This window comes from Gilvimarinus gilvus (assembly GCF_030518155.1).
In the GTDB taxonomy this organism is placed as follows: domain Bacteria; phylum Pseudomonadota; class Gammaproteobacteria; order Pseudomonadales; family Cellvibrionaceae; genus Gilvimarinus; species Gilvimarinus gilvus.
The window spans coordinates 100,803-127,266 of sequence record NZ_JAULRU010000264.1 but is presented as its reverse complement, the minus strand read 5'-3'; the positions used below and the strand labels follow the sequence as shown (position 1 = coordinate 127,266).

Here is a 26,464-nt window from a genome sequence, read left to right as displayed (position 1 = left end):
CCGGGGCTTTCAGACTGGTCCGAACTCGTCGTTGCCCTTTTCGATGGGTGGAGACACGCCTTCAAAAGGCCGCCTAGATTACGAGCCAGTCTGAAAGCCTGAGTACGCTTGGGTTTTTTCAATAGCCTGCTAGGCTTTTACCATGGTGCCGCTGGCGGCACGATTGGTGGTTGCTCCTTTCGCGTTGTACAAGTTCTCGCCCGCTCCCTTGCCTTTTACTAAGTCGAGCAAGCGATTGAGAGTTTGTTGCGAGCGATTAATCAATTTTCCATTTTTGTCGTTCTGCAATGTGCACTGATGTACGAGTTCCTGCAATTGCGTCCACTGCTCTGTGAGTGCAACTAATGGTGGCTGACTGTGCATATATTGCACCCAGCCGTCACTGTCGTTGGCAAGCCCCAAACTTTTTAGCAGTGCGGAGCGTTCGCGAGCGTGGGCATCGAGGGTGTTGAGGTGTTCAGATTTTGCGCTGACAATGGTTTCGAGTTCCGGATGCTTGCGCTCTTTGAGGAGCTCGTTCTCTTGCCGCAGCAAATCCAGTAAAGCCTCGGCGGCCGCGATATCGTTGTTCAGCATTTGTGCAACGAGAGTGGGATTTACAGACATAGTGGGCACCTATGGTTGTCAAACGGGTTGTTAGATCGGGCGCGCGGCTGAAGTTGGAGACAGCCTAAGTGCTTTACCCGATCAGGTCTTCTTGCGCGAGAATGGCTTCGGCAAGACGTTCGGCGTTAACTTGGAAGCGACCTTCGGATATCGCCTGCTTAATTTGAGCGACTTTATCCGTGTCGACGTCGGATGCCGTTTCCACGGCCTCTTGTAGCCGGTTCAATGTTTGCGCCTCGGCGCTCAAAACCACCTCATCGGTGGGTGGTTGGGCCCCCGTCGGCGCTGAACCTTTACCATCAGCTTTGGCTGAAGGCGCGTTATTACCAGTCGATCTGCCGGTAGTGGCAGTGCCTGGTTTGTAGGTGTTACTTGTGTCAATAGCCATATCTATTTCCAACTTAATGTAGGTCCGTAATAACCTGGTGCCCTTGCCAGATCGCGAAAGGGTATAACTCTCGCATAGCTGCTATCGGCCGTAAATGTTATTACTTTAATTCAAATTACAAAATAATTTTCACTGATTAGTCTCAATAGACCCTAGCAGGCTGTTGAAAAACCCCAAGCGTACTCAGGTTTTCAGGCAGGCTCGTAATCTAGGCGGCCTTTTGAAGGTGTGTGTCCACCCATCGAAAAAGGGAAACGACGAGTGCGGGCCAGCCTGGAAGTCCCGCAGGGCGTTGCCTGAAGCGCACATCTGCAGCGCCTTGCCTCTAGCAAAGGGAACCACCCTGTCCGTCGAGACAAGACACAACATCTGCACGCTTCACGCTACGCTGAGCATGCATGGGGTTTTCAACAGCCTGCTAGTATTTGACCTCGACGACACCAGATTTAACAATATTTGCGACAATAATCCGTTCTGACGTTAGATTTCGCACCCGAATTTGCTCACCGACACGGCCGTTACTGAGCGCTTCGGCACGGGTATTTACCGTGATTGCGCCATTGCTGGAGGCGAGAGTGATGATATCGCCACGGTTTATGGCCAACGGGATATTGAGCACACCGTCGCGCATGATTTCGCCGGCATCCAGGTTGCGCCTGACTTCCTTGCCAAGCGCTGCCTGGACGTCGAGGAAGTAGCCATTGCGCAGCTCTGAACTGTTCATTTTCTTGTGGGTCAGATCGCTTGGTTGAATAATATCACCTCGGCTGAGGGCCCTGCGTGCCACCACAACCTCTTCAAACACCTTGATTTGGGCGCCTATATAGACAGTCCAGGGGGAGTGCGAGCGACACTCAGTCTTAACGCTTACCGCGCCGCCGTTGTTTGATAGATCGCGAATGCTGAAGGCCAATTGGTCTTTGCAGTCCTCTAAGCGGAGTCGTGGGTCGAGTCTGTTCACCTCAATTTCTACGGTTTCATACTGGTTTTCGTAGTGAGTAAGAAGATGAGTCCTTACCGACTGGCGCAAATATTCAAGATCCTGTGCGTTTGCCGAGGCTGCGACGTCGCAGGCATAAATAGCCAATGAGCCAAGCAATAACAAGCCGAGCTGGCAGGATTTGGCACAAAAAGTACGTACACGGTGCATAGTTGTCCTATCCTATAAACAGAGCGGCATTTGACGTTGTACCGATAGCCGATATGCTTCATTCTGGAAAGCATCGGCAGGCTTGGCTCAATTTACGTTCAATCCATGTACAAATTGTCAAATTTGATGGAGTTTAACTAAAGAGTGTCAAAATTTAGCCGTTATTAACGTGTAACGGAATTACTGCAAAGACCGTGCCTTGGGTGTAGGCAAACAGCCTGAGGCTTTGTTAGGGTTTGATGTAAAGAATAACTGAGGCAAGACTATGGCCGGTGTACTCGACAGCGTGAACCAACGCACGCAGCTGGTGGGTCAAAACAGATTAGAACTTCTGCTGTTTAAGCTCAAGGGGCAACAAATATACGGTATTAATGTTTTCAAAGTTAAAGAAGTATTGCAGTGCCCTAAACTCAATGAGATACCCGGGCGTAGCGGAGTGGTCAGAGGTGTGGCTCATATTCGCGGGGGCACAATCCCCATCATGGATATGAATCAAGCCATCGGGCGTAGCCCCCTCGAGGATATTGAAAACTGCTTTGTCATTATTACCGAATACAACCGCACGTTGCAGGGGTTTCTGGTCCGTGCGGTAGAGCGCATCGTCAACATGAATTGGGGCGACATACACCCGCCACCCATGGGCGCAGGTAAAGAGCATTACCTTACCGCGGTTACTGAGGTCGAGAACCGCCTGGTGGAGATTGTGGATGTGGAAAAAATTCTCGCCGAAGTGTCGCCCGTGAATGAAACCATCAGCGCGGGAGTCGTCGAAGACGGTTTAAGTGAGCGTGTTGTCAAGCGACACATTTTGATCGTCGATGACTCCACAATCGCCCGCAAGCAAATTCAGCGCGTGGTCGAATCCATGGGGATCGCCACCACGTTGAAAAAAGATGGTCGGGAGGCGCTCGAGTACGTCCACGGTATGCTGGAGGAGGGCAAGAACCCCTATGATGAGCTCATCATGATCATCTCCGATATTGAAATGCCTGAGATGGACGGCTACACCTTTACCGCTGAGGTTCGTGCACATCCGCAGTTAAAAAATATGTTTATCGTTCTGCACACATCGCTTTCCGGCGTTTTTAACGCTGCCATGGTTAAGAAGGTCGGGGCTGATGATTTCTTGGCGAAATTTCACCCAGATGAACTAGCCAAGCGAGTAAACGATCGGGTGTTGGCGATCACTGGTGAAGACCTGTTGCAGGAACAGGGCGGAAATGATTAAAAATGTTTTCGTTCAATGAGTTAGGCTGCTTACTTAAAGTAAGTTGTATTGGTGAATATGCCTTTTAAGGATCGCTATGAGTAGCCATTTAAAATCTGTACACACTCTGGAACAGGCAGAGTTCGACCAATTTCGGGATTTTCTTAAAGATGCCTGTGGTATCGCGCTAGGCGAAAACAAACAGTATTTAGTGGCAAACCGAGTGCGTCGCCTGCTGGAAGAGTACAACCTGCAAAGCTTTACCGAATTGGTGAAGGCGCTCAAAAGCAACACTAATCGTCGTCTTCGCGATCAGGTAATCGACGTGATGACGACCAATGAAACCTTTTGGTTTCGTGACGGTTACCCTTTTGAATACCTGAAAAACGTACTCTTGCCTGACTTAATGGCACCGGCCAATAAAATGTATGGTCCCGTCCGCATTTGGTCAGCCGCCTGTTCGTCGGGTCAGGAGCCGTATTCGTTAAGCATGGTGGCCGAGGAATATAAGCGTAAGGCTATGGGGTCTCTAGCAAGGCCTGTACAAATCATTTCAACTGATTTGTCGTCTATTGTGCTGGATCAGGCCCGCAAAGGTACTTATGACCGCCTGTCTGTTATGCGAGGCTTGTCGGCAGAGCGCCGGGAACAGTTCTTTGAGACGGTGGATGAAAACAACTGGCGCGTTAAGGCCCCCTTGCGTGAGCGAGTGGAGTTTCGCCCATTGAACTTAATGGACTCGTATGCGGCGTTAGGGAGATTCGATATTGTTTTCTGTCGCAATGTTCTTATTTACTTCAACGCAGATTTAAAGCTTAAAATTTTGCAGAAAATTCATGCCAGCCTCAAACCCGGGGGGGTACTCTTTCTTGGCTCATCGGAAGGTGTGGGCCCTGCGTCTAATTTGTTTGAAATGGTCCGTTGCGAGCCAGGAATCCTCTATCGGGCGATCTAGCCGCAACTGTGTTCTAGATGATGATGGGCTTATATGGCTCCCCCGATCTGAACACAGTTGCTGCTAGAAATAGCGACTCTAAACAAAGGCGGCAAGAGCGGTAATGCCTTGCCGCCTTTTTTATTTTTAACCTTTCTTGCTCTGGCGTCTCTGTACGCTCCTCTAGTAAAAGTCTAATAAATACAGTCACATACAATTTCATTGTCGTGTTGGCACAGCCTATGCTTTATTGCATTTGTAACCAACGTAACGAGGCAGACATGGCAATTTCATTTGATCAGGCACTGGGCGTATTTGAACCCGCTCTAAAGCTGCGCTCTCAGCGCGCTGAAGTGCTGGCCAACAATTTAGCGAATGCCGACACTCCCGGATTCAAGGCCCGCGACTTTGATTTCAGTGGCGCACTGGCCGAAGCTTCGAAGTCGCAACCTTTTGCAATGGCCAAAACTGCCAATGCGCATATGAACGCATTCGGCGCCGACGCGTCTGCGCACTCATTAGCCTACCGCACGCCACATCAACCATCGATTGACGGAAATACCGTGGAAGATCAGGTGGAGCACGCTGAGTTCATGAAAAATGCACTGGAATTTCAAACCAGCTTCATGATGCTAAATAAAAAGTTCAAAGGCCTGAGTAAGGCTCTGACCGGACAGTAGGGGATATTCTCATGGGTCTCAATACAATTTTCGATGTTGCCGGCTCCGGCATGAACGCACAAAGCCTGCGCCTGAACACGACAGCAAGCAACCTTGCCAATGCCCAGTCTGCGAGCTCAAGTGCCGGTGATGTATATCGCTCGCGCCAGCCGGTATTTGCCGCGGTGGCAAAAGATATGATGAATGGTGGCGCTTTCTCAGCGATTGATGGCGCTGATCGCGACGCCAGTGCCGGTGTAACCGTATTGGGTGTGGTGGAAAGCGATGCGCCTTATGAACAGCGTTACGAGCCCGAGCACCCTTTGGCAAATGAAGAGGGATATGTATTTTACCCGAACGTCAACGTAGTTGAAGAAATGACCAATATGATTTCTGCCTCTCGATCTTTTCAGGTCAACGTAGAGGTGATGAATGCGGCCAAGCAAATGGCGCAACGTGTTTTGACCCTGGGACAGTAAGGAGCCGGCCGTGACACAGGTATCCAATGAGGGCAATGCTGCAGCCAATATTCTTGGCAACCTCAGTATTGCCAACAAGCAACCGGAACAACAGAGTAATGAGCTTGGTCAGTCGGCCTTTCTCGAGCTGATGATTACCCAAATGAACAATCAGGATCCTCTTAGCCCACAGGACAATACCGAATTTATTGCTCAGTTAGCCCAGTTCAGTTCCGTTGAAGGATTAGAGCGCCTTAATGAGCAATTTGAAAGTTTCAACGGTAATTTTATGTCTAATCAGGCCCTGCAAGCATCGTCTTTGGTGGGCCGCTCGGTGGCCGTCCCTACCGACACCACATTATTAATGAATGGCGGTATCGTTGCGGGTTCGGTGAATTTTGAACAGTCGAGTTCCGCAACAGAAATCAGCATTTATGACCAAAGTGGATCACTCATCGGTAATGTCCCGTTGGGCGGACGCAGCGCTGGCGAAATGGTGTTCCGCTGGGATGGCCAATTTATGGAAGTCGATGGTGAGCTCATCGATTGGAGTACCGGCGAGGAACCATTTCCACCTGGCGAGTACCGGTTCGAAGTAAATGCCATGGTTGATGGCGAAGCCGAGCAATTGCAAACCTCGCTCGGTGCTAACGTAAACAGCGTGACTCTCGGCAACGATGGTTCCATCACGCTTAACCTTGCCGGTGTCGGCGCTGTCGATATCAGCGAAGTCACCCAGTTTAACTAGGGTGTGTTTACTCTATCTGACATACAGGCTACTGCGATTCAACAGTCGCATGATTTTGTCTTCAGACAGTTTAAATTTGCCCTCATATGCCAAGCGGCTAGTTTCTAAAGGAGAAACGGACCATGCCATTTAATATTGCGCTTAGCGGTATCAGAGCCGCCAATACCGATCTCGAGGTAACAGGCAATAACATCGCAAACGCCAGTACCACAGGCTTCAAAACCTCGCGGGTGGAATTCGGCGATGTCTATGCCAGCTCCCTGCTGGGCAGTGGTTCCAATACCCCCGGTAGCGGTGTAAACCTGTTAAAGATTCGCCAGCAATTTGGTCAGGGCAACCTGAACTTTACCGACAGTCAATTGGACCTGGCTGTCAATGGTGCCGGCTTTTTTGTGGTGAGCGATGAAGGCGAGCAACTCTACACTCGCTCTGGTGCATTTGGGCTCGATAGCGACGGTTACATTGTCACTAATACCGGCATCAATCTGCAGGGCTATGAGGCAGACGAGGACGGTAATATCAGTGGGATCTTAAGTGATTTGCAGGTTGATGTAAGCACTCAAGCCCCGCGCCAAACGACGAATGTAGCCGCTACGCTTAACTTGAACGCCAATCAGGATGTACTGGAGTCAATCGGTACTAGCTTTGCGACAGATGGCTCCGCCATCGGGGTCGCCCAAGTGGGAATTAGTGATGCAACGATTACGACGACTAATTTAGGTGCAGTTGCGGTACCGATTGATTTTGGCGCTAACCCTACCACATTTGATTTGACCCTGTCGGGCTCAGTACCAGCCTCAGGCAATGGCACCCTGAGTCTCGTGCTTGATTCGTCGACCGCAAACTCGGTACAAGATGTTGCCAACCTGATAAACAGCGCTATTTTTAGCAGTGCCACCCCGATTAACGTTCAGGCAGTCGCCAGCGGCGGCAATCTAGAGTTGCGGGATATCAATGAGGGGGTTCCTAGCTCGATCGCTGTTGCCAACGTGACAGGCGCTAATGGTCTGTCAACGGCATTAGGTGCGGCGCCCGCATCTACAGCGGGTGTGCCGGCAGTAGATAACGGATACCTGGCGCAGACTATAGAAATCGAAGGTCCCAATGGTGGCTCTGTATCTTTTACATCCGATGACGGCGCGTCAGCCGCGCAAACGGCATCTGAGCTTAACTCCCTGGCCGGCATCACGGCATCGGCGACAACCGTTGCAACAGTGCAGTCAGGCACTTTAGACAACACCAACGGCAATTTAACGATCAATGGCGTGGTCATGGCGTCAAATACGGTTGCGAATCTTGCCAGCGAGATCAATGCGCTTTCTACGTCAACGTTGCCGGGTGTTACGGCTGAAGTAAACATTGCCGGCGACCTGGTCATTACATCAAATGTGGGCACTGATCTTAGTTTTGCCTTTGATGGTGATATCAACCCCACCGCTGGCGTTATCGATGTGATTGGCCGAAGCGGTACCGGCGTACAGAATTTGTCGGCAATTAACGACGGGCTCGTTGTTGGCGGTGAAGTTTCCATTATCATGGAAGAGGGTTATGTTGTTGCCGATAGTGTACCCGCGGTGGGTAACTTATTCGCGCCCCTAACGGCGGCTAGTTTCACCGATGTACCCATCAATTCATTTGATCCCAATGATCAGGCAACATACAACCATGCAACCTCGGCGACGGTTTACGACAGCTTAGGTAATCCGCATGTGATGACTCAGTATTTTGTTAAGCAGCCCTATGATCCGGCCGATGGTTCAACATCCCCCAATCACTGGTTGATGTTTGTACAAATTGATGGTCAGGACGTGGGTGATCCCGATCCCACATTGCCATCGCCAGAAAATACCTTACCCACCCAGGCGTCCTACAACGTGCACTTCAACGAGGACGGCAGCCTCAATCGCTCTTTGACTGATTCTATGTTGGTGTCTAACTGGACCCCACGGGATGAAAGCGGCAATGAAACCGGCTCCCTTGGGCCTCTTAACGTGCTACAAGGCGGTGTAATTCCAGTGGTTGAGCCACCCTCAAGCTCCAACTTTCTAATTGACCTGAGTGGCTCCACTCAATTTGGTGCTGAATTTGGTGTCGAACAATTGGACCAAAATGGGTATACCACAGGACGCCTCGCGGGCTTAGATGTCAGCGACAGTGGAGTGATCTTTGCTCGTTTTACCAACGGTGAGGCTCAGGCATTGGGGCAGGTCGCTCTGGCGAATTTCAATAACGTCGAAGCGCTTAAACCTGTGGGAAATACCATGTGGGCGCAGACCTCGGACACGGGTGAGGCCGTTATTGGCACCCCTGGCACCGCGTCACTCGGAGCCATTAATTCGGGTGCACTGGAAGAGTCCAATGTGGATTTGTCCGAGCAGTTGGTAAACTTGATTGTTGCTCAGCGCAACTTCCAGGCCAGCGCCAAAACCATTGAAACGGCTAATCAGACAACCCAGACCATCATTAACCTTCGCTGATCGCAAGCATAAAAGCGGCAAACAACGGTAGTTGTTTGCCGCTTTTATGCGCTGTTCTCAGGTACTCCCTCTAAATCCATTTCTTGTCGTGTTTTCTGACTCTTACGGCTCGCTTGCAGATTTACAGTAAGGTCATGATATTTATAGAAAAATTCTCATTTTCGCTAACGTTTCGCCGTTTGGCACAGCCATTGCAATAGCTCAGTCAGCAGATACATTTTTCGTCAAAGTGACAGAAAACTAGCGGAGTGAATCATGGATAAAGCCCTTTATCTGGCAATGACCGGAGCCAAGCACAACATGATGGCTCAGGCGAATCACGCCAATAATATGGCCAATGTGAACACCACAGGTTTTCGCGCCGACTTTGCGCAGGCTCGGGCAATGGGGGTTTACTACGGCGACGGACAACCCACTCGCGCCTATGCACTGACAGAGTCACCGGCAACTGATTTCGAAAAGGGGCCAATAAACGTTACAGATCGCGATCTGGATGTGGCGATCAATGGCGACGGTTTTTTTGCGGTGCAAAGTAAGGATGGCTCTGAGGCGTATACCCGCGCCGGAGATTTTCAACTTGATACCAACGGTATTTTACGTACCGGGAATGGCCTGGCGGTTATGGGCAATAACGGCCCGATAGCCTTGCCTCCAATCGAAAAAGTGGCGATTGGCAGTGATGGCACGGTGTCAATTGTCGCGCAAGGAGAGGGCCCGGAAACTCTTGTGGCGATTGACCGAATCAAGTTGGTTTTGCCAGAGCTGGGTAACCTTGAGAAGTCGCCCGATGGGCTTTTTCGTGATCGTGAGCAGGCGGTGCTGCCGGCTGATGCGAATGTTCAGGTAACCAGCGGTGCCCTAGAAGGCAGCAACGTCAATGCCGTTGATGCCTTTACAGATATTTTGACTTTATCGCGTCAATACGAAATGCAAATAAAACTAATGAAGTCGGTTGAGCAGAACTCGGAAAGCTCATCCAGTCTATTGCGAATGAGTTAAGCCTTCCGGCTTTAGGAGGAAACGAACATGCACGCAGCACTCTATGTCAGTAAGACAGGCCTGACGGCTCAGGATAAGCAACTGACCACTATTTCAAATAATTTGGCTAATGTGGGGACGGTCGGATTTAAGCGGGATTCGGTGACTTTTGAGGATTTGTTGTATCAAACTCAGCGCCAGCCGGGCGCCCAAACCACTCAGGACAACGAGCTACCGTCGGGCCTCCAACTAGGTACCGGGGTGCGGGTGGTGGGCACGACAAAACAGTTTACCGAAGGGAGCTTAAAAGTGACCGATCAGGCACTGGACATCGCGATTAACGGCCGCGGTTTTCTACAGGTTTTGCGCCCGGACGGAACCTTGGCATATACCCGTAACGGACAGCTACAAATTAATGGTGAAGGTGAGTTGACGAACGCAGATGGCTTTTTAATTGAGCCTGCAATCAACGTCCCTGAGAGTACCAGTAAGGTCACCATAAGTACCGACGGTGTTGTCAATGCGTTTATTGAAGGTGAGGTAGAACCACAGCAGTTAGGTGATATTCAGTTGGCTGATTTCGTCAATCCTGCCGGTCTGCAGGCAATCGGCGGCAATCTTTTCGTGGAGTCTGTTGCCAGCGGCAATCCACTTATTGGTGCGCCAGCGCAAAACGGTTTAGGCAGTGTGCAACAGGGAATGTTAGAAAACTCTAACGTAGAAATTGTTGAGGAGATGGTCGATATGATCACCACTCAGCGCGCCTACGAGCTTAATTCGAAGGTGGTATCAACCGCTGACCAAATGCTGCAGTACATTACGCAGACTTTATAGCGAGTGGCTAACATGAAACGGTTAACAACTATTGGTGTAATCTTTTTCTTGATGTTCTTGGTTGGGTGCGCAACTGGTCCTCGCCCGCAACCAGGTGACCCCTACTACGCACCGGTGTCAACATCCCGGGCTAAGGAGCCTATCAATACCAGTGGTTCACTGTTTCAGTCGAAGCAGGGGATGACCCTGTTTACCGATGCCAAGGCAAGAAATGTGGGTGACATTATTACCATCGTTCTAAGCGAGCGAACGGTGTCGAGCAAAAGCGCGGGTGTGAATGTAACAAAAGAAAGTTCCACAAGCTTGCCTGCGGGGACCATATTTGGCATGTCGCCAACGTTAGATGGCTCTCCGTTTGATACCAGTGTTAGCCAGGATCGTGATTTTGCAGGTGACAGCGGGGCAGATCAAAGTAACAGTCTAACAGGTAGCATAGCGGTGACCGTCGCTGATGTTATGCCTAACGGTAACCTGGTTGTACGGGGCGAAAAATGGATGACACTCAACCGCGGTGATGAGTTTATACGTGTTAGCGGAATACTGAGGTCAGAGGATATCAGCCCGCAGAACACTGTTCCTTCTACGCGTCTTGCCAACGCACAAATCTCATACAGTGGAACCGGCGAGCTTGCCAGCTCGCAGAATATGGGTTGGTTATCAAAGTTTTTCAATAGCGCCTATTGGCCTTTCTAGGAGATGACTGTGAAAAAAATCATTGCAGTGATCGTGTTTGTACTGCTAGCACCCGGTGTTTTTGCAGAGCGCATTAAGGATATTGCCGAGGTTGCAGGTGTTCGTCCCAACCAATTGATCGGCTATGGCTTGGTGGTAGGTTTAGATGGTACAGGTGACCAAACCACGCAGAGCCCTTTCACAACCCAGTCCTTCAACAACATGCTCAAACAGTTTGGTATTACGCTGCCAGAGGGTACGCGTATGCAAATGAAAAACGTCGCCGCAGTTATGATTCAGGCAGAGCTTCCGGCATTTGCAAAGCCTGGGCAAAAGCTTGATGTTACCGTCAACTCTGTCAGCAATGCCAAAAGTTTACGCGGTGGCAGTTTGTTGATGTCTGAACTCAAGGGTATTGACGGCAACACGTATGCAGTAGCGCAAGGTAGCCTGGTCGTAGGCGGGTTTGGCGCGCAGGGTAGCGATGGGTCCAGTATCACAGTGAATATACCCAGTGTAGGTCGCATTCCGGGCGGTGCGTTTGTCGAACGAGTGGTTCCCAACAATTTCGCGAATGGCCAGCCTATAGTATTCAACCTTCACCACCCGGATTTCACGACCTCTAACCGTGTTGCCAAAGCAATTAATGACATGCTTGGGCCTGAGGTGGCGATGCCAATGGATGCTGTTTCCGTTCGCGTGACAGCACCGGTTAACCCTGCGCATCGGGTCGACTTTTTGGCACTTTTGGAGAATATTGAAGTGCAGCCCGGAGATGAACCCGCCCGTGTAGTGATTAATTCACGTACCGGAACCATAGTCGTTGGCGAGCACGTTCGTGTTTCCCCTGTTGCGATCACCCACGGCAGCTTAACCGTTTCAATATCCGAAGATTACGACGTTAGCCAGCCCAATCCATTTGGTAGGGGCGAAACGGTTGTTACGCCAAATTCTGAAGTGGATATTGAGGAGGAGTTGAACCCGATGTTCAAATTTTCGCCGGGAGCAACCTTAGAAGACATTGTCAGAAGTATTAATGATGTTGGGGCTTCACCGGCCGACCTGATGGCCATCCTTGAGGCGTTAAAGCAGTCGGGCGCACTCAAGGCAGATTTAATGGTGATTTGATGAACACTTTGGGCAGCACAGAAGCCGGCGCCATGGTACAGGATACCTTTCTAGACAGTAGAGGTTTGGAATCTGTTAGAAGTATGGGGCGTAAAGATAACCCCGCCGCTTTGCGAGAAATGGCTCGACAGTTTGAATCACTGTTTGTGCAACAAATGATGAAAAGTATGCGCGCAGCAAGTGACGTCTTTTCAGAGGGCAATTATATGAAGTCTTCTGAGTCCGATTTCTATCAGCAAATGTTGGATCAACAGCTCTCGTTAGAACTAACCAAAGGGCGAGGTCTCGGTTTGGCTGATGCTATGTATCAACAAATGCTGCAAAGCTATGGCGACCACTTCGACAGCCCAAGCGCGGAAAGTACCGAACAGAAAAAGAGCATAGAGCTGCCCATACAAAAAGCGGATACGGCAAGTGTACAATCGACCAATAGCGATGAAGAAGGTTCTGCTGAGAAAGTGAGCCAGTTTATTGATCAAATAAAGCCTTATGCTCAGTGGGCAGCCAGTAAGCTTGGCGTCAACCCGACGGCATTGGTGGCACAAGCCGCATTAGAAACAGGCTGGGGGCAATATGTCTTAAAAGATCCGAACGGTGTTAGCTCAAATAATCTGTTCAATATTAAGACAACCGGTGGTTGGCAAGGAGACTCAATAGAGGTTGCCACCTCTGAGTTCATTGATGGTGTTAAAGAGCCAGTCAATGCAGAGTTTAAGCAGTACCGTTCGCTGTTTGAAAGTTTTTCTGACTATGTCGAACTGTTAAAGAATCCACGCTATGCTGACGCAATAAAGGCAGGAAAAGATGTGGAGGGCTTTGTGCGTGGTCTGCAGCAGGCTGGATATGCGACAGACCCCGTGTATGCCGAAAAAATTCTGTCGATTATCGATCGCAATAATCTTGGCTCCGTATTCGCCGGAGGTAATAGCTAATGTCTGGCATCTTATCCAATGCAATTTCTGGTTTGCAAGCTAGCCAAAATGCATTGCGCACTGCTGGTCACAATATCTCGAATGCGAATACCGATGGATATAGCCGTCAGCAAGTTGAATATGGTACCCGGCCAGAGCAAAGGATCGGTCAGGCGGGGTTTATCGGCAGTGGCGTTACAACGACTTCCATTGAACGTATTGTTGATCAATTTGTCACCGGCCAGCTGCGTCTGGATACCGCCGCTTACAATCAGTTACAAACTTATGATGTTAACATTGGTAAAATTGATAGACTGTTCGCTGATGTGAATACTGGTTTAGCCAGCGGCTTACAGAATTTTTTTGCGTCCATTCAAAATGCCGCTGATGATCCGTCTTCAACTCCGGCTCGGCAACTTTTTCTGGATGAAGCTGAAAGTCTTAGTGTTCGTTTTAATAATTTGCACGATCGTTTGGCGGGTATAGAAACAGCGATCAATTCTGAGCTAGATACGGTTACCCAACAAATTACCACGATTGCAGAATCTGTGGCGCAGATGAACCGTAAAATCAGTGAACTTTCGGGCGGCGCGAATGGTGAGCCCAATGATTTGCTTGATAAGCGCGATGAAGCATTGCGGCAATTGTCGGAGTTGGTGTCGGTACAGGTCGTTCCGGTGACCGGTGGTGAAGTGAACGTGTTTATCGGCAGCGGCCAACCTCTGGTGGTGGGGTCTACTGTCTCCTCTTTCGATGTTGATAGGTTTGGTCAAATTCGTCTTGCCAATAGTGTTCAGCAAGCCAATGTGACCGAGCAAATAACCGGCGGAAAGCTCGGTGGCCTGCTTAGTTTCCGGGATGATGTACTGCATCCGTCAATGAATGAACTGGGGAGGGTCGCTATTGTCCTGGCTGATGAGTTTAATCGGCTGCAACAACAAGGTCTCGACTTAGATGGCGACTACGGACAGGACATTTTTGGCGATATTAATCAGCCTAGTCTCGCTCGGGGTAGAATAGAGCACGGAGACAATCCGCCCCCATCTAATCGAGTGTTATCGTTGACGTTTGACGATGTCAGCCAGTTAACCACCAGTGACTATTCTTTGAAGATCCCAGCGGGTTCAAATAATTATGTTGTTACTCGTTTGGAGGACGACACGGTTGTTACCCAAGGCATTCTGCCAGGATCTATGCCGTCTGAAATCACCTTTGATGGTTTGGTACTCACTTTTGAAGCAGGCACCTTTCAGGGCGGCGATACTTTTACGATTAAGCCTACGGCTAACGCGGCAAGAGATATTGAGGCTTTATTAACTCGCCCCGAAGATTTGGCGCTAGCATCTCCTGTTCGCACGGGCTCAGATATAGGTAACTCCGGCACGGGCGAGATTAGCGCCGGCGAAGTTCTGCAAGTGTTTGATGCAGTTGGCGATCGTTTGCCCATTTTTTCAAATCCAGGCGAACTGTCCCCACCTTTAGTTATTCGCTTTACTTCGTCGACTACCTATGAAGTACTGGATAATTCTGATCCGGCTAATCCCGTACCGCTTGACCCACCCATGCAGCATTTGGAGTTTATTCCTGGCATGGAAAACTCTGTGTTTAGTGAGGACTCCGGTGCGACCTTAGTCAACGGTGATGGTGCTCGCACTGGGTTGCCGGCCGGTGCCCTTGCCAGTGCATTGCTGGTGAATGACCCGGCGGCAGCTAATGGCTACCCAGTCGAGCAGTATACCTTCACTACAGTAGATCCGGAGACGGGTGCGTCGAGTTCGCAAGCGTTGGTGACTGCACCAAACGGATCCGCCGCACAGACTGCGGCGATGATTAGCGCTGTACCGGGTGTGTCGGCTAACGCCTTTACTACTGCGACATTGACAGACTTTAATGTCGATAGCTTTACGGCGCCACTCCAGTTAACCGTGAATGGACAGGCAATCATTCCTTATAACGGTTCGGGCATCGCAAGCTCCGTACCGGAACCTGCCAACGGCACGATAGAGTTTTACGACTTTATTGCCGAGCAAATTAACAGCAATGATGCCTTGGCCGCACAGGGAATTACGGCGGTTAGTGGCGCTAATGCGAACACCGGCCGAGCAGAAATCCGACTGGTCGCCGATACAGGCGTGAATCTCGACATCCGACTGGAGGGGGCGTCGGCGGCCGATTCATTGGCGGTTAATGATTCAACGGGAAACCCTAGCGTCATACTCAGTGGCGCGGGTGTCGGTAATCAAAGCGCAGTAACAGTAGGTGGACGGATCGACATCACAATGGCAGATGGTGTTAGCTTGGCCACCGGGCCTACAGACAGTCAAATATTGGGTGATAGCAGTGCTACGAATTTCGCGCAATCGGCTTATCTCGGTTTTCAGGTAAAGCTGCAGGGGCAGCCCGAAGCGGGTGATACCTTTACTATAGATTTCAATACAGATGCTACCAATGACAATCGCAACGCATTACGATTTGCAGATCTTGAAACGTTTGGAACTGTAGAAGGGGAGACGTTAAGCTTCTCTGAAGCGTATGGTCGCTTAGTCGAAGCTGTAGGGACCAAAAGCAGCTTGTCGCGCATCAATACCAGTGCAGGGCAGGATTTGCTGCAACAATCGCAAACCTTACGTGACAGTATATCGGGTGTTAACCTGGACGAAGAGGCGGCAAACTTGATTAAGTTTGAACAGGTCTATAACGCCAACGCCCGGGTTATTTCAGTCGCTAGAGACATTTTTGATACGCTGCTAAACTCAGTGTAATGCAGTGAGGTAATTACAAGGTAAACACCATGCGTGTATCGACATCTCAAATTTTCAATATTGCTAATATCGGCATGGCGAATGCCCAGAGTGCGGTAACAAAAACTCAGGAGCAAATCGCAACGGGTAAGCGGGTACTGTCACCGGCCGATGATCCCGTGGCTGCCACCCAAATATTGCAGCTGACGCAAGAGGTCGCTCGCACCGAGCAATTTAGCAAGAATATTGATATTGCTGAGAATAATCTCAACCTTGAAGAGGTGGCGCTTAAAAGTATCACCAACCTTGTTCAGAGAATGCAAGAGTTAGCGGTAAGTGCTGGTAATACTGCGGTGCTCACCACTGACGACTACAAAGCAATTATTGCCGAAGCCGATAGCCGTATCGATGAGTTATTGAATTTACAAAATACTCGCAACGCATCAGGCCAGTATATTTTTGCAGGTTACCAAGGTGCGACAAAACCTTTTGAAGCTGATGGTGGTGGAAACTACAGCTATCATGGAGATGAAGGTCAACTTCGTCTGAATGCATCCGATAGTGTCACTGTTCCGGTGAGCGATTCGGGTAAGCGTATATTTGTTGATGTTGAAAGCAGTCACAACACGTTTTATACCGAGGCTAGTGCAAGTAACGAGGCCAATCCTCCCGCACGTATCAGCGTGGGTGAAGTAGTAGATCAGGAGTTGTTTGACGAGCTGTACCCTGATGACTTGGTCATAAGGTTTAATAACCCCTCAGACACCAACCCGCCAGCGTCAAATTTTACTGTGCTTGAACGTACATCTGGCAAGGTCCTTCTTGCCAATGAACGTTATGTCGATGGTGGTGAAATTGAGGTGGCGGGGGCTAAGTTCAATATTTTCGGTGCGGCCTATCCAGGACAGGCAAGTACACCTGCAACCTTGCCATTCACATTTGGCGCGCCCGTGGACTTTTCCGCCGCTGCCTCTGAGGTGAACATTACGGTAGGTGGTCGCACGGAAACACTTGTTTTGGATCAAAATGTAACCAATGCGGCTGATTTGGCCAATGCCTTAACGGCTACTGCGAACACGGTTGCCAATAGCGGAGCGTCGCAGAACGCGGCAAAGTTGTCATCGCTTGGGATAAACGTAGATGCAACAGGTTTTAGCGTTGCAGGAGGTTGGAACGTTACGGTTGCCTATGGCGATGCAAATACAGACAGTGTTATGGGTTTTGCGACCACAGGAGTCGGTACAACATCGGTCGACGGGGTGGTTGGAGAGGCGGGCGATAGCTTCACCGTAAATTCCACTCAAAAGCAGGGCTTGCTCACGTCGCTGTCACGTTTTAGTCAAGCCATGAAAGAGTTTGACGGATCCCAGCAAAGTCGCGATCACCTTGAGGATGTTGTTGCAAAAACCATAACCAATCTTGATAACGCGGTTACCAATTTGTCTATTGTTCAGGGTGAAGTCGGTGCTCGCTTGAATACATTGGAAAGCGCCAAAGAGCTAAATGCAGACAATAAGCTTTATACAGAGACTGTGCTTTCTGACCTTAGAGATTTGGATTATGCTGAAGCCGCGACCCGGCTGGAGATTGAAAGCTTTGTGTTGTCGGCGTCACAGCAGAGTTTTATTAAGGTGAGCAACCTCTCTTTGTTTAACTTCTTGAGTTGATTCTAATGGCTTTGGAGTTGGAAGCATTATTTGATCTTCTAAATCAGGCTGAAGAGATGGAAGAGAAAATAGTTGAACTTGCTAAGACTGATCGTTGGTCCGAATTTCGTGAAGTTGTTTTGTCCAGAGAAGAGCTGCTTCAGTCTTTGGATGTTAACTTCAAAGGATTGACTCCGGAAGAGTCTTTGTTGGTCGAGGAGAAAGTGCGCGGTGCTAAAAAATTCAGTCAATATTTGCAAGGCTATGCAGCTAAAACTATGGCAGATGTTAAATTTCATATGGGGGAGTATGCAAAAGCTAAGAAGGCTATTAGCGCCTATAAAAAGTAGTTAATACATTTCAAAAATTATTGTTTTCCTCTCAAGAATTCTCTAATTATACCGATAACTATTTTGTTGAAGCGAAGGGCAAATATGTAGCTTGCCGACTGTTCGCACCACTTATTATTTTGAATAAGGGATATGCAAAATGGCTTTGGTAATTAATACAAATGTTGCAGCGCTAAACTCCCAGCGCCAATTAATGAACTCCGGTGCAGCATTGGATCGTGCAACCGAACGGTTATCTTCTGGGCAGAGAATTAACTCGGCGAAAGACGATGCCGCAGGTCTGGCAATATCGAATCGCATGACCTCTCAAATTAGGGGTTTAGATCAGGCCGTTCGAAATGCGAACGACGGGATTTCCATGATTCAGACAGCAGAGGGCGCGCTGCAAGAGACGACTAATATCTTGCAGCGAATGCGCGAGCTTTCAATTCAGTCGGCAAATGGTATTTACTCAGATGCCGATAGGGCAACTCTGGATGCAGAAGTTCAACAGCTAATATCAGAGTTGGATCGTATTGCAGAAACAACGTCCTTTAACGGCCAGAAATTGCTCGATGGTAGTCTGGGGGGTGTGGATCTACAGGTTGGGTCCCAGGCGAATGAAACTATTTCTATGGAAGTTCAGGCTATGGACGCAAAAACCTTAGGGATGGGGTCGCTAAGTGCCGATTTAATGGGGCGTGAAGCGCAAATTGGCCAATTTACTGGCGCAGCCGCCCTGACGGAAAACCAGATTCTTATTAATGGTCAATCAGTTGTTCGGGGTACTGAATCGTTTGATCTGGCAGACGGGGATACCTATGGTGACTTGCTTAATTACATTAACGATAATGTTAGTGGTGTATCTGCCTCTTCCTACACCGAAGCAGTATCTGATGACTCCGGTACCGGCGTCCTTGAAAATGGGGACGTGTTTTCTGTGCAAATTACTAAGCTGGATAATAGTGTTACGACCATTCAGGTAACCGATACCGACTCGCTGCAAGCGCTCGCCAGTAAGCTGAGTACAGAAAGCGGAGGACTTCTTGATGCGGGTGTGACTGACGACGGCAAGTTGCGTATATCAGCCATCGACGTCGCTTCTTTTGATATTGCAGATACATCCAATGCATCCGGGACGTCTATGGATGGTCAGAATCAGGAAATGCAACTCGTTTTAAGCTCGGACAGTGGCGACCCGATAAGTGTAACCCGTGGATCGGTTGGCACGCTGGAGCAATTGAGCTGGTTTGGTTACTTTGAGACAGTTGATAGTGGAACGATTCAAGGGGTTGGATTAGATGATCCTAGTCAAGTCTGGCAGCAAGGTGATTTTTCGATCAATGGGGTTGATATTGATAATGATAATGTCGATTCTTTGATTGGAAAAGTCGATGCTATCAATGCTGTTTCCGAGCAAACAGGTGTGCAGGCGCAAGCTTTTGTCTCCGCCACATTGGATTTTGACGGTGTGGATGTGACGGCACTTGCTACGACATTTGAAATGAATGGTGTCTCCTTAGATTTGACCGCTGTAACCAGTACAAATGAAATTGTAGATGCATTTAATGCGGCTACCGACCAAACGGGGGTGCAAGCTAGGTTATTAGGTACCCGGGTCGTGTTGAGCGGTGCGGCAGCGTCAATTACCTTCAGTGACGGCGCCGCAGGCAATGTTGCCACGGGCATGGGTGATGGTACTAACATCGCTCAGCTGGTTAAATCGCAGGATTATGATCAGGTAGCAATTGATGTGGCCGATGGAGAAGTCGTCAATGGTGGCTTGAAACTTGAGTCGCGAAATGGCGGGCCCATCAGTCTCAATGTCGATCCAGCGATAGAAAGTTTCGTTGGTTTATTGGACAGTAACAGTATGGCAGAGGGGAGTTTTGGTAGTGCCATTACATCAATTAGTATTGATACCGCTGCCAATGCGCAGAAGGCAATAGGCGTAATCGATAACGCGCTAACTACGATTAACGATACGAGGGCGCAGTTGGGCGCAGTTAACAACCGGCTGGATTTTACTATCTCCAATTTATCCAATGTTTCTGAAAAGACTTCGGCGGCCAGATCCCGTATCACCGATGCTGACTTCGCGGCAGAAACCGCGAATCTAAGTCGTGCACAAGTTCTTCAGCAGGCGGCGACCGCTATGCTTGCGCAGGCCAATTCCAGGCCTCAGCAGGTACTTTCCTTGATTCAGTAACTGCAGGCGAAATTTACGGCTAGGCTAATCGTCACGGAGGTAAGAAATTACCTCCGTTATTCCTGTATGAAATATAAAAAGCGAAAAATAGAGCAAATTTGTACAATTTGTGTCTTGAAGTATTGTTTGTATGTCTAGTTAACATATTGATTAATAAGGAAAATATCACTTTATGGCATCATTTTAAAAAAACATTATTTTTTCCTAAAGCTCCTAAGTTATCGACCGATAACCTACACAGAAGTCCTGCAACACTTTTTCAGGCTTCATCTATCGGCTGGTCACAGCTGGCAAGACTGTGAACAGGAACAACACTTAGGAGAATACTCATGGCTCTAGTAATTAACACTAACGTTGCCTCCCTGAACTCACAGCGCCAGCTGATGAACTCAGGCTCGCAGCTCGATCGTGCCACCGAGCGTCTCTCATCTGGCCAACGCATTAACTCAGCCAAAGATGACGCCGCCGGTCTGGCAATTTCCAACCGTATGACCTCACAAATCCGTGGGCTGGATCAAGCCGTTCGAAACGCCAACGATGGTGTGTCGATGATTCAAACCGCAGAGGGTGCCCTGCAGGAGTCCACCAATATTTTGCAGCGCATGCGCGAACTGTCCATTCAGTCTGCCAACGGCATCTACTCTGACGCCGACCGCGCCACGCTAGACGCCGAGGTGAAACAGCTGGTTTCTGAGCTCGATCGTATTGCGGACACCACCTCTTTTAACGGTCAAAAACTGCTGGACGGGTCACTGGGCAAGGTTGACTTGCAAGTGGGTTCACAGGCCAATGAAACCATTAGCCTGGAAGTTCAGGCAATGGACGCCAAGACCTTGGGTATGGGCTCTGTCAGTGTCGATATGTTGGGCGCTGAGTCAGCATTGGCTTCATTGACCGGTGCGTTGGAGCTGGGTGAGAACGATGTTTTGATCAACGGTCAGTCTATCGTGAAGGGCACAGAGACCTTCGACGGTGCGGCTGACAACGCCGAAGACCTTATTACTTACATCAACGACAATGTAAACGGTGTAACGGCAAGCACGTATGCTCAGGGCTCCTCTACCGACGTCGGTGACGGTGTTTTGGAAGGTGCTGAGGTCTTTGAAGTAACCATTGGTAAACTGGATGGCAGCACAACCACTATTCAGGTTGCCGACACCCAGTCGTTACAGGAGCTCGCTGATAAGCTTAACGCGGAAGGCGGTGGTTTGATCAGCGCCGACATCAATGACGATGGTGAACTGACTGTATCCGGCAACGACGTAGCGTCTCTGGCTTTTGCCGATACTGCGAATGCGTCGGGTACTTCTTTGGATGGTTCTACCTCGCAAGCACAATTGGTACTTACCGCTGATAACAACGATCCGATCACTGTTACCCGCGGCTCAACCGGTACTTTGGCACAGCTGGAAGATTTGGGTTTCCGTGAGAATACATCGCCCGGCTCAATTGAGGGCGTTGGTATAGCCGCGCCCACTAACGCTTGGGGCGTAGGTGACGTCACTATCAATGGTGTGCAGATTGATAACGACGACACAGATTCCCTGTCAGGTAAGGTAGATGCAATTAACGCTGTGCAGGACGAAACCGGTGTGACCGCTGAGGCCTTCTCTTCGGCTACTTTGGATTTCGATGGTGTTGATGTAACGGCGCTAGCAACAACATTTGAAATGAATGGTACGTCCATCGATTTGACCGCCGTTACAAGCACTGCGGATATCGTTGATGCTTTCAATGCTGAAAGTGACAGCACCGGTGTAAGCGCGAGCCTTCTGGGTACTCGCGTGGTTCTGGAGGGCAGTGTCGCTTCTATCACTTTCAGCGATGGTGCTGCTGGTACAGTATCGACAGGTCTAGGCGACGGCACTAACATTGCTGACTTGACCAGATCGCAAGACGGTACTGCAGCGGACGTCGTTACCGGTGATGTGGTTAACGGTGGTATTAAGTTGACTTCGGCTAGCGGCAATCCCATCAGTGTTGAGTTGGGTGATGATGCCGTAGCCGCTGATATCGGTATCCTGGAGTCTAACTCCACTGCTGAAGGCTCTTTCGGAACGGCGATTACCTCCATCAGTATCGATACGGCAGCAAACGCACAGAAAGCCATCGGTGTAATCGACAATGCGTTGACCACCATTAACGATACGCGCGCTCAGTTGGGTGCGGTGAACAACCGCCTGGACTTCACCGTATCTAACCTGTCCAACGTATCAGAGAAAACGTCTGCTGCTCGTTCACGGATTACCGATGCGGACTTCGCGGCGGAAACGGCCAACCTGAGTCGGGCTCAGGTACTGCAACAAGCGGCGACAGCCATGCTGGCACAGGCGAATGCCCGTCCTCAGCAAGTACTGTCACTGCTGCAGTAAGTGAGGGGCCCGCCGAATAGTCGGCGGGCATTTCTGATTGAGGACTAAGGTATGAATGAAGTTAGCGCTACTGGGGGTAATAAGTACACTGCTCCTGCCAGCAAAGGAGCGGCTTCATCAGCACCGGCCAGTCGAGAAGCTGAGCAAAGCGGCAAAGAATTGCCGCCTGAGCCGACTGAAAAGTCAGAAATAGTCTCTCGCGAGAGCGTCTCTAAAGGTGATTTTCAAAATAGTGTGAAAGAAGCCGTTGCCCACATGAATGAATTTATTCAGGCGAGTAAACGGGATCTGCAGTTCAGCTACGACAGTGACTCAGGTGATACTATTGTGAGAGTCTTGGATAGCAACACCAAGGAAGTGATTAGACAAATACCCGATGAGATATTCTTAAAGTTGGCCCGTGATTTGAATGCCGATCAACCGGTACATCTCTTGTCAGCACAAGCGTAGCTTTACGCGCAGTGCAAACGGAAATTGGGTGCCCTCGGGCACCCTTTTTTGCTTGGGGGCTCAGAAAAGACTAAAGTTTAGACAGTTTAGGTCGAAACCCTTTATACACGGTATTTGGTGGTTGAATTATGATTGGCAGCGATATTGTAAACTCACTTGGCGGCGGCTCTGGCATCAACAGCGGCAGTTTGGTTGAGGAGCTGGTGTCACTACAAAATGCGCCAGAGGCTCAACGCCTGGATACCCGCCAAGAGAAGCTGGAATCGCAAATTTCGGACTATGGTCTGTTGCGCAGCGCTTTATCCAACCTTGACGCCGCCGTGAGCGCCGTTTCCAGCTCCGATACATTTGATGCCAAATCGGTTGCCATACCTGATACCTCCCTAATTGCCCTCACCAAGCTGGACTCTTCAGCTGCCGCGGGTAACTACCGAATCAAAATCGAAGAGGTGGCTCAGGCCCAATCGCTTAGTTCTGGTTCTTACGCGTCGAAAGATGCGGTTATCGGCAAAGGCGAAATCACGCTTCAGTTTGGCGGCTGGAACGCGGCGCTTGATACGTTTACGGTGGATCCCGAAAAAACCGGTGCCACTATAACAATTGATGATACCAACAATACGTTGTCGGGTCTCCGTGACGCTATTAATGAAGCTGACATCGGTGTGCAGGCGACGGTCATTGCCGATGGCAGCGGGTATAAATTGCTGGTAACCAGCCCATCCGGTGCTACCAATGAACTGCAAATTGCGGTCGCTGAAGATGCGGGCTCTCCAGGCCTGGCAGATTTCTCGTTCGATGAAACCACGCAGAATTTGACTCAGGAGCAAGAGGGCGTCGATGCGCAAATTCGCGTCAACGGTCTTTTGGTCTCGCGCGACTCCAATCGCATTACCGATGTTGTAGAGGGGTTAGAGTTTGATATATTTAATAAGTCCGCGACCGAGGAAATAAACATTGGTATTTCCGCAGACCGCAGCATTGCCGAAACGGCTATTCGCGACTTTGTTGAAGCCTACAATACATTTCTTGAAGAAACTAAAAAGCTCACCGATTTTGATGAGGAAACGGGCGAGTACGGTAATCTTAAAAATGATGCACTGGCCGACAACTTGATAGATCAGGTGCGCAACTATTTGGGTAATAGCGTGTCTGGGTTAAGCGACGGTTTCACCCAATTATCGAATTTGGGAATTCGCACCGAACGCGATGGCAGTTTGGATATTGTTGAGAATCCCAACGAACCTAATACCAACTTTCGCGCGGCAATAGATAAAAATTTCGACTTGGTGCGGGACTTGTTTGTCCCGACAACTGAATCGGATAACAGCAAAGTTAAAATTAATGGCTACAGTGGCCGCACTCAGGCGGGCAGCTACGAAGTGGTTATTTCGCAAGACCCCACCCAGGGAGTATTTACCGGCGACCCCCTGGGTTTTCCTGTTGATACCACAGGTAAAGATTACAGTTTTACGGTGGCGATTGACGGTGTAGAAACGGCGAGTATCTCCTTGCCTGATGGTGTTACTTACAACACAGGGGAAGAGCTTGCGGCGGAGTTTCAGGCATTGATCAATCTCGATGAAAGCTTGCAGGCTGCCAATGTTACGGTAAATGTCGCGATCAATGGATCTGGTGCATTAGAATTCACTTCTGAAGCTTATGGCTCTGACAGTAAAGTCGTTTTTGGCCCCGTTGGAGGCGACTTCGGTGATCTTGGTATTGCCGCCGGCAGCGGTGTAACTGGTAAAGACGTGGTTGGTACAGTCAATGGTGAGCAGGCATTTGGTTACGGTAATATACTCCTGCCGGCCATTAATACTAAGGCGGATGGCTTGAGTATGACTATCACGCCGGGGGCTAGTAACGCCACTGTTAACTTCTCGCGTGGATTTGCCGGGGGCTTGGTTAGTCTAATTGATACATTTACTCGCAGTAATGGTCTTATTAAAGAGCACGTTACAGAACTTAACGACTCGCTGGATGAAATTGATGATGATCGCTCTGAGCTTGAGCGCCGTACCGAGGCTTATCGGGCGCGCCTGCAGAGCCAGTTTATTGCGATGGAACAAATTGTAAGTTCGCTAAATAATACCGGGTCATTCCTCGACGGTATTTTGGATCGTTTACCGTTTACAGCCAAAAAATAAGTACCCATGGTTACCCGTGTTTGAAAAACGCGTATCTGTTCCGGTTGCCGGGGCGGCCGCCTTTTCTTTGTTTCTGGTTTAAGGCTTTCGGCGACTTAATATCTTTTTACCGTGTACTAACACGGCGCTTGATTGTTGAAATAGCTCGACTTTAGGTGAAAAAATTGAAAAGGTTTCTTAAGGTTCCCGAAGGTAGGCCGATAGCATTTACAGAGCTCACGCACTATTGCGAATAATCTGTCACACGCTTCGAGATAAGACCTATGAACTATACCAGCGCAGCCCGCCACTATCAGCAAGTGAATGTCCAATCCAGTGTTGTTGATGCTTCACCGCATCGTTTAGTACAAATGTTGTTTGAGGGTGCACTACAACGCATCGCTGAGGCAAAGGGTGCAATGATGCGCAGTGATATAGCGCTGAAGGGCGATAAAGTTTCTAAGGCAATTAAGATTGTTCAAGGGTTACAAGGTAGCTTGAATGACAATGAAGGCGGAGAGCTTACCGCTAACCTTGATCAGCTTTATGATTATGTTGTGAGAAAATTAATTGAAGCCAATCGCAACGATGACCCAAATTCACTTGACGAGTGCGGCCGTTTACTCGCAGAAATTAAAACTGCGTGGGACGGTATAGCCGATACAGGAGTCTAAAATGGAATTTTATCTGGTTGGCACTCCTACGCTAGCGGGTAGCTCGGGTCTCGAGCAGCTTAAGCAATTACAGGGAGACATGTATCGAGCACTGGCGGAGCAAGACTACGCGCGTGTGCGTCAACTGGATGAGACATGTGCAACTGTAGTCGATGGATTGATGAGCGCAAATAGCGATAATACCGCTATACTGGTTGAGGCTTTGCTAGATTTAAAGTCTGTTTATCGACAAATGTTGACCGAGTGTGATCGTCTTTCCAGGCAGCGCGCGGTAGGATAACTCATTATACCCGAGGGTTTTATGGCAGGGTACAGCGGCCACAAAGCGGCGTCCCAGTATCGCAAGCTGGGCTTGTCCGTAGAGATCGAATCAGCGTCGCCACATCGCTTAATTCAACTCTTGTTTGAAGGCGCGCTCGAGCGCGTGCAGCAGGCTCAGGGCGCCATGCAGCGTCAGGACGTGGCATTGGCAGGCACTTCTATTAGTCGTGCGATTGATGTCATCGTCGGCTTGCGGCAAAGCCTCGATGACGATGCTGGTGATTTGACGGTCCAGCTCGATAGCTTGTATCAATATTGCGAAGATCGCCTATTTCAGGCCACCCGTCAGCAAAACCCAGAAATACTCGCCGAAGTCTCCCGCCTCCTGACGACACTTAAAAGTGGTTGGGATGGGATTGCCTCTGAAGTAAAAGCTTGAGATAATCCTCGTAAGTTGTTGTTTTTTCTTTATTTGCCCCTTTTTCATGTCAAAAGATTGACTAATG

At 49.4% G+C, this 26,464-nt stretch carries 24 protein-coding genes; 21 read left to right on the top strand and 3 right to left on the bottom strand.

The window, feature by feature from the left end:
- Positions 1-129 precede the first annotated feature (129 nt).
- The 3 genes from QWI17_RS04465 to flgA form a co-directional block, all read right to left on the bottom strand.
- Positions 130-606 (bottom strand): flagella synthesis protein FlgN, encoded by a 477-nt coding sequence (locus QWI17_RS04465; RefSeq protein WP_302721306.1) that lies wholly within the window; start codon positions 604-606, stop codon positions 130-132.
- 73 nt (positions 607-679) lie between these two features.
- Positions 680-994 carry a flagellar biosynthesis anti-sigma factor FlgM gene (gene flgM / locus QWI17_RS04460; RefSeq protein WP_302721305.1) on the bottom strand — a complete coding sequence of 105 codons (315 nt, stop codon included), beginning with the start codon at positions 992-994 and terminating at the stop codon, positions 680-682.
- A 418-nt stretch (positions 995-1,412) separates the two neighbouring features.
- The gene (flgA, locus tag QWI17_RS04455; protein ID WP_302721304.1) at positions 1,413-2,144 is read right to left on the bottom strand and encodes a flagellar basal body P-ring formation chaperone FlgA; all 732 of its coding nucleotides are present in this window, start codon (positions 2,142-2,144) and stop codon (positions 1,413-1,415) included.
- A 265-nt stretch (positions 2,145-2,409) separates the two neighbouring features.
- On the opposite strand from flgA, the gene QWI17_RS04450 reads away from it, so the two are divergent.
- The 21 genes from QWI17_RS04450 (at position 2,410) to fliS (QWI17_RS04350) (ending at position 26,397) form a co-directional block, all read left to right on the top strand.
- Positions 2,410-3,372 (top strand): chemotaxis protein CheV, encoded by a 963-nt coding sequence (locus tag QWI17_RS04450; RefSeq protein ID WP_302721303.1) that lies wholly within the window; start codon positions 2,410-2,412, stop codon positions 3,370-3,372.
- A gap of 76 nt (positions 3,373-3,448) precedes the next feature.
- Positions 3,449-4,306 carry a CheR family methyltransferase gene (locus tag QWI17_RS04445; RefSeq protein WP_302721302.1) on the top strand — a complete coding sequence of 286 codons (858 nt, stop codon included), beginning with the start codon at positions 3,449-3,451 and terminating at the stop codon, positions 4,304-4,306.
- A 260-nt stretch (positions 4,307-4,566) separates the two neighbouring features.
- Positions 4,567-4,965 carry a flagellar basal body rod protein FlgB gene (gene flgB, locus QWI17_RS04440; protein WP_302721301.1) on the top strand — a complete coding sequence of 133 codons (399 nt, stop codon included), beginning with the start codon at positions 4,567-4,569 and terminating at the stop codon, positions 4,963-4,965.
- A gap of 11 nt (positions 4,966-4,976) precedes the next feature.
- Positions 4,977-5,423, top strand: coding sequence for a flagellar basal body rod protein FlgC (flgC, locus tag QWI17_RS04435; RefSeq protein WP_302721300.1), 447 nt, complete (start codon positions 4,977-4,979; stop codon positions 5,421-5,423).
- Positions 5,424-5,433: 10 nt separating this feature from the next.
- A complete protein-coding gene (locus tag QWI17_RS04430) occupies positions 5,434-6,150 on the top strand; it encodes a flagellar hook assembly protein FlgD (RefSeq protein WP_302721299.1) in 717 nt (238 codons plus the stop codon).
- A gap of 122 nt (positions 6,151-6,272) precedes the next feature.
- Positions 6,273-8,627, top strand: coding sequence for a flagellar hook-basal body complex protein (locus tag QWI17_RS04425; protein ID WP_302721298.1), 2,355 nt, complete (start codon positions 6,273-6,275; stop codon positions 8,625-8,627).
- Positions 8,628-8,882: 255 nt separating this feature from the next.
- Complete coding sequence (gene flgF, locus QWI17_RS04420; protein WP_302721297.1) at positions 8,883-9,626, top strand: flagellar basal-body rod protein FlgF; 744 nt, start codon at positions 8,883-8,885, stop codon at positions 9,624-9,626.
- Between the two features lie 27 nt (positions 9,627-9,653).
- The gene (gene flgG, locus QWI17_RS04415; protein WP_302721296.1) at positions 9,654-10,439 is read left to right on the top strand and encodes a flagellar basal-body rod protein FlgG; all 786 of its coding nucleotides are present in this window, start codon (positions 9,654-9,656) and stop codon (positions 10,437-10,439) included.
- Positions 10,440-10,451: 12 nt separating this feature from the next.
- Positions 10,452-11,132: a flagellar basal body L-ring protein FlgH gene (gene flgH, locus QWI17_RS04410; RefSeq protein WP_302721295.1), complete on the top strand. Its 681-nt coding sequence runs from the start codon at positions 10,452-10,454 to the stop codon at positions 11,130-11,132.
- A 9-nt stretch (positions 11,133-11,141) separates the two neighbouring features.
- Positions 11,142-12,239: a flagellar basal body P-ring protein FlgI gene (locus QWI17_RS04405; RefSeq protein WP_370659579.1), complete on the top strand. Its 1,098-nt coding sequence runs from the start codon at positions 11,142-11,144 to the stop codon at positions 12,237-12,239.
- Positions 12,239-13,171, top strand: coding sequence for a flagellar assembly peptidoglycan hydrolase FlgJ (gene flgJ / locus QWI17_RS04400; protein WP_302721293.1), 933 nt, complete (start codon positions 12,239-12,241; stop codon positions 13,169-13,171). Before QWI17_RS04405 ends, flgJ begins: the two co-directional genes overlap by 1 nt.
- The gene (flgK, locus tag QWI17_RS04395; RefSeq protein WP_302721292.1) at positions 13,171-15,912 is read left to right on the top strand and encodes a flagellar hook-associated protein FlgK; all 2,742 of its coding nucleotides are present in this window, start codon (positions 13,171-13,173) and stop codon (positions 15,910-15,912) included. The genes flgJ and flgK overlap by 1 nt, the downstream gene beginning before the upstream one ends.
- Before the next feature lie 29 nt (positions 15,913-15,941).
- A complete protein-coding gene (gene flgL, locus QWI17_RS04390) occupies positions 15,942-17,558 on the top strand; it encodes a flagellar hook-associated protein FlgL (protein WP_302721291.1) in 1,617 nt (538 codons plus the stop codon).
- 5 nt (positions 17,559-17,563) lie between these two features.
- The gene (locus QWI17_RS04385) at positions 17,564-17,887 is read left to right on the top strand and encodes a hypothetical protein (RefSeq protein WP_302721290.1); all 324 of its coding nucleotides are present in this window, start codon (positions 17,564-17,566) and stop codon (positions 17,885-17,887) included.
- A 139-nt stretch (positions 17,888-18,026) separates the two neighbouring features.
- Positions 18,027-20,075, top strand: coding sequence for a flagellin N-terminal helical domain-containing protein (locus tag QWI17_RS04380; RefSeq protein WP_302721289.1), 2,049 nt, complete (start codon positions 18,027-18,029; stop codon positions 20,073-20,075).
- 329 nt (positions 20,076-20,404) lie between these two features.
- Positions 20,405-22,447, top strand: coding sequence for a flagellin N-terminal helical domain-containing protein (locus tag QWI17_RS04375; protein WP_302721288.1), 2,043 nt, complete (start codon positions 20,405-20,407; stop codon positions 22,445-22,447).
- 51 nt (positions 22,448-22,498) lie between these two features.
- Positions 22,499-22,897, top strand: coding sequence for a flagellar protein FlaG (locus tag QWI17_RS04370; RefSeq protein WP_302721287.1), 399 nt, complete (start codon positions 22,499-22,501; stop codon positions 22,895-22,897).
- A 128-nt stretch (positions 22,898-23,025) separates the two neighbouring features.
- Positions 23,026-25,044, top strand: a complete 2,019-nt coding sequence (gene fliD / locus QWI17_RS04365; RefSeq protein WP_302721286.1) for a flagellar filament capping protein FliD — start codon at positions 23,026-23,028, stop codon at positions 25,042-25,044.
- Between the two features lie 263 nt (positions 25,045-25,307).
- Positions 25,308-25,697 (top strand): flagellar export chaperone FliS, encoded by a 390-nt coding sequence (gene fliS, locus QWI17_RS04360; RefSeq protein WP_302721285.1) that lies wholly within the window; start codon positions 25,308-25,310, stop codon positions 25,695-25,697.
- A 1-nt stretch (position 25,698) separates the two neighbouring features.
- Positions 25,699-25,977, top strand: coding sequence for a hypothetical protein (locus QWI17_RS04355; RefSeq protein WP_302721284.1), 279 nt, complete (start codon positions 25,699-25,701; stop codon positions 25,975-25,977).
- A gap of 21 nt (positions 25,978-25,998) precedes the next feature.
- On the top strand, positions 25,999-26,397 hold the full coding sequence (gene fliS, locus QWI17_RS04350; RefSeq protein WP_302721283.1) for a flagellar export chaperone FliS: 399 nt from the start codon (positions 25,999-26,001) through the stop codon (positions 26,395-26,397).
- The last annotated feature ends 67 nt before the right edge of the window (positions 26,398-26,464 follow it).

Coding starts and splice junctions, on each gene's coding strand:
- QWI17_RS04355 (WP_302721284.1), top strand. CDS start 25,699: ATGGAATTTTATCTGGTTGGCACTCCTACGCTAGCGGGTAGCTCGGGT.
- fliS (WP_302721283.1), top strand. CDS start 25,999: ATGGCAGGGTACAGCGGCCACAAAGCGGCGTCCCAGTATCGCAAGCTG.
- QWI17_RS04450 (WP_302721303.1), top strand. CDS start 2,410: ATGGCCGGTGTACTCGACAGCGTGAACCAACGCACGCAGCTGGTGGGT.
- QWI17_RS04425 (WP_302721298.1), top strand. CDS start 6,273: ATGCCATTTAATATTGCGCTTAGCGGTATCAGAGCCGCCAATACCGAT.
- flgC (WP_302721300.1), top strand. CDS start 4,977: ATGGGTCTCAATACAATTTTCGATGTTGCCGGCTCCGGCATGAACGCA.
- flgM (WP_302721305.1), bottom strand. CDS start 994: ATGGCTATTGACACAAGTAACACCTACAAACCAGGCACTGCCACTACC.
- QWI17_RS04385 (WP_302721290.1), top strand. CDS start 17,564: ATGGCTTTGGAGTTGGAAGCATTATTTGATCTTCTAAATCAGGCTGAA.
- fliS (WP_302721285.1), top strand. CDS start 25,308: ATGAACTATACCAGCGCAGCCCGCCACTATCAGCAAGTGAATGTCCAA.
- flgG (WP_302721296.1), top strand. CDS start 9,654: ATGCACGCAGCACTCTATGTCAGTAAGACAGGCCTGACGGCTCAGGAT.
- fliD (WP_302721286.1), top strand. CDS start 23,026: ATGATTGGCAGCGATATTGTAAACTCACTTGGCGGCGGCTCTGGCATC.
- flgL (WP_302721291.1), top strand. CDS start 15,942: ATGCGTGTATCGACATCTCAAATTTTCAATATTGCTAATATCGGCATG.
- flgB (WP_302721301.1), top strand. CDS start 4,567: ATGGCAATTTCATTTGATCAGGCACTGGGCGTATTTGAACCCGCTCTA.
- QWI17_RS04445 (WP_302721302.1), top strand. CDS start 3,449: ATGAGTAGCCATTTAAAATCTGTACACACTCTGGAACAGGCAGAGTTC.
- flgA (WP_302721304.1), bottom strand. CDS start 2,144: ATGCACCGTGTACGTACTTTTTGTGCCAAATCCTGCCAGCTCGGCTTG.
- QWI17_RS04375 (WP_302721288.1), top strand. CDS start 20,405: ATGGCTCTAGTAATTAACACTAACGTTGCCTCCCTGAACTCACAGCGC.
- QWI17_RS04465 (WP_302721306.1), bottom strand. CDS start 606: ATGTCTGTAAATCCCACTCTCGTTGCACAAATGCTGAACAACGATATC.
- flgK (WP_302721292.1), top strand. CDS start 13,171: ATGTCTGGCATCTTATCCAATGCAATTTCTGGTTTGCAAGCTAGCCAA.
- flgH (WP_302721295.1), top strand. CDS start 10,452: ATGAAACGGTTAACAACTATTGGTGTAATCTTTTTCTTGATGTTCTTG.
- flgF (WP_302721297.1), top strand. CDS start 8,883: ATGGATAAAGCCCTTTATCTGGCAATGACCGGAGCCAAGCACAACATG.
- QWI17_RS04380 (WP_302721289.1), top strand. CDS start 18,027: ATGGCTTTGGTAATTAATACAAATGTTGCAGCGCTAAACTCCCAGCGC.
- QWI17_RS04370 (WP_302721287.1), top strand. CDS start 22,499: ATGAATGAAGTTAGCGCTACTGGGGGTAATAAGTACACTGCTCCTGCC.
- flgJ (WP_302721293.1), top strand. CDS start 12,239: ATGAACACTTTGGGCAGCACAGAAGCCGGCGCCATGGTACAGGATACC.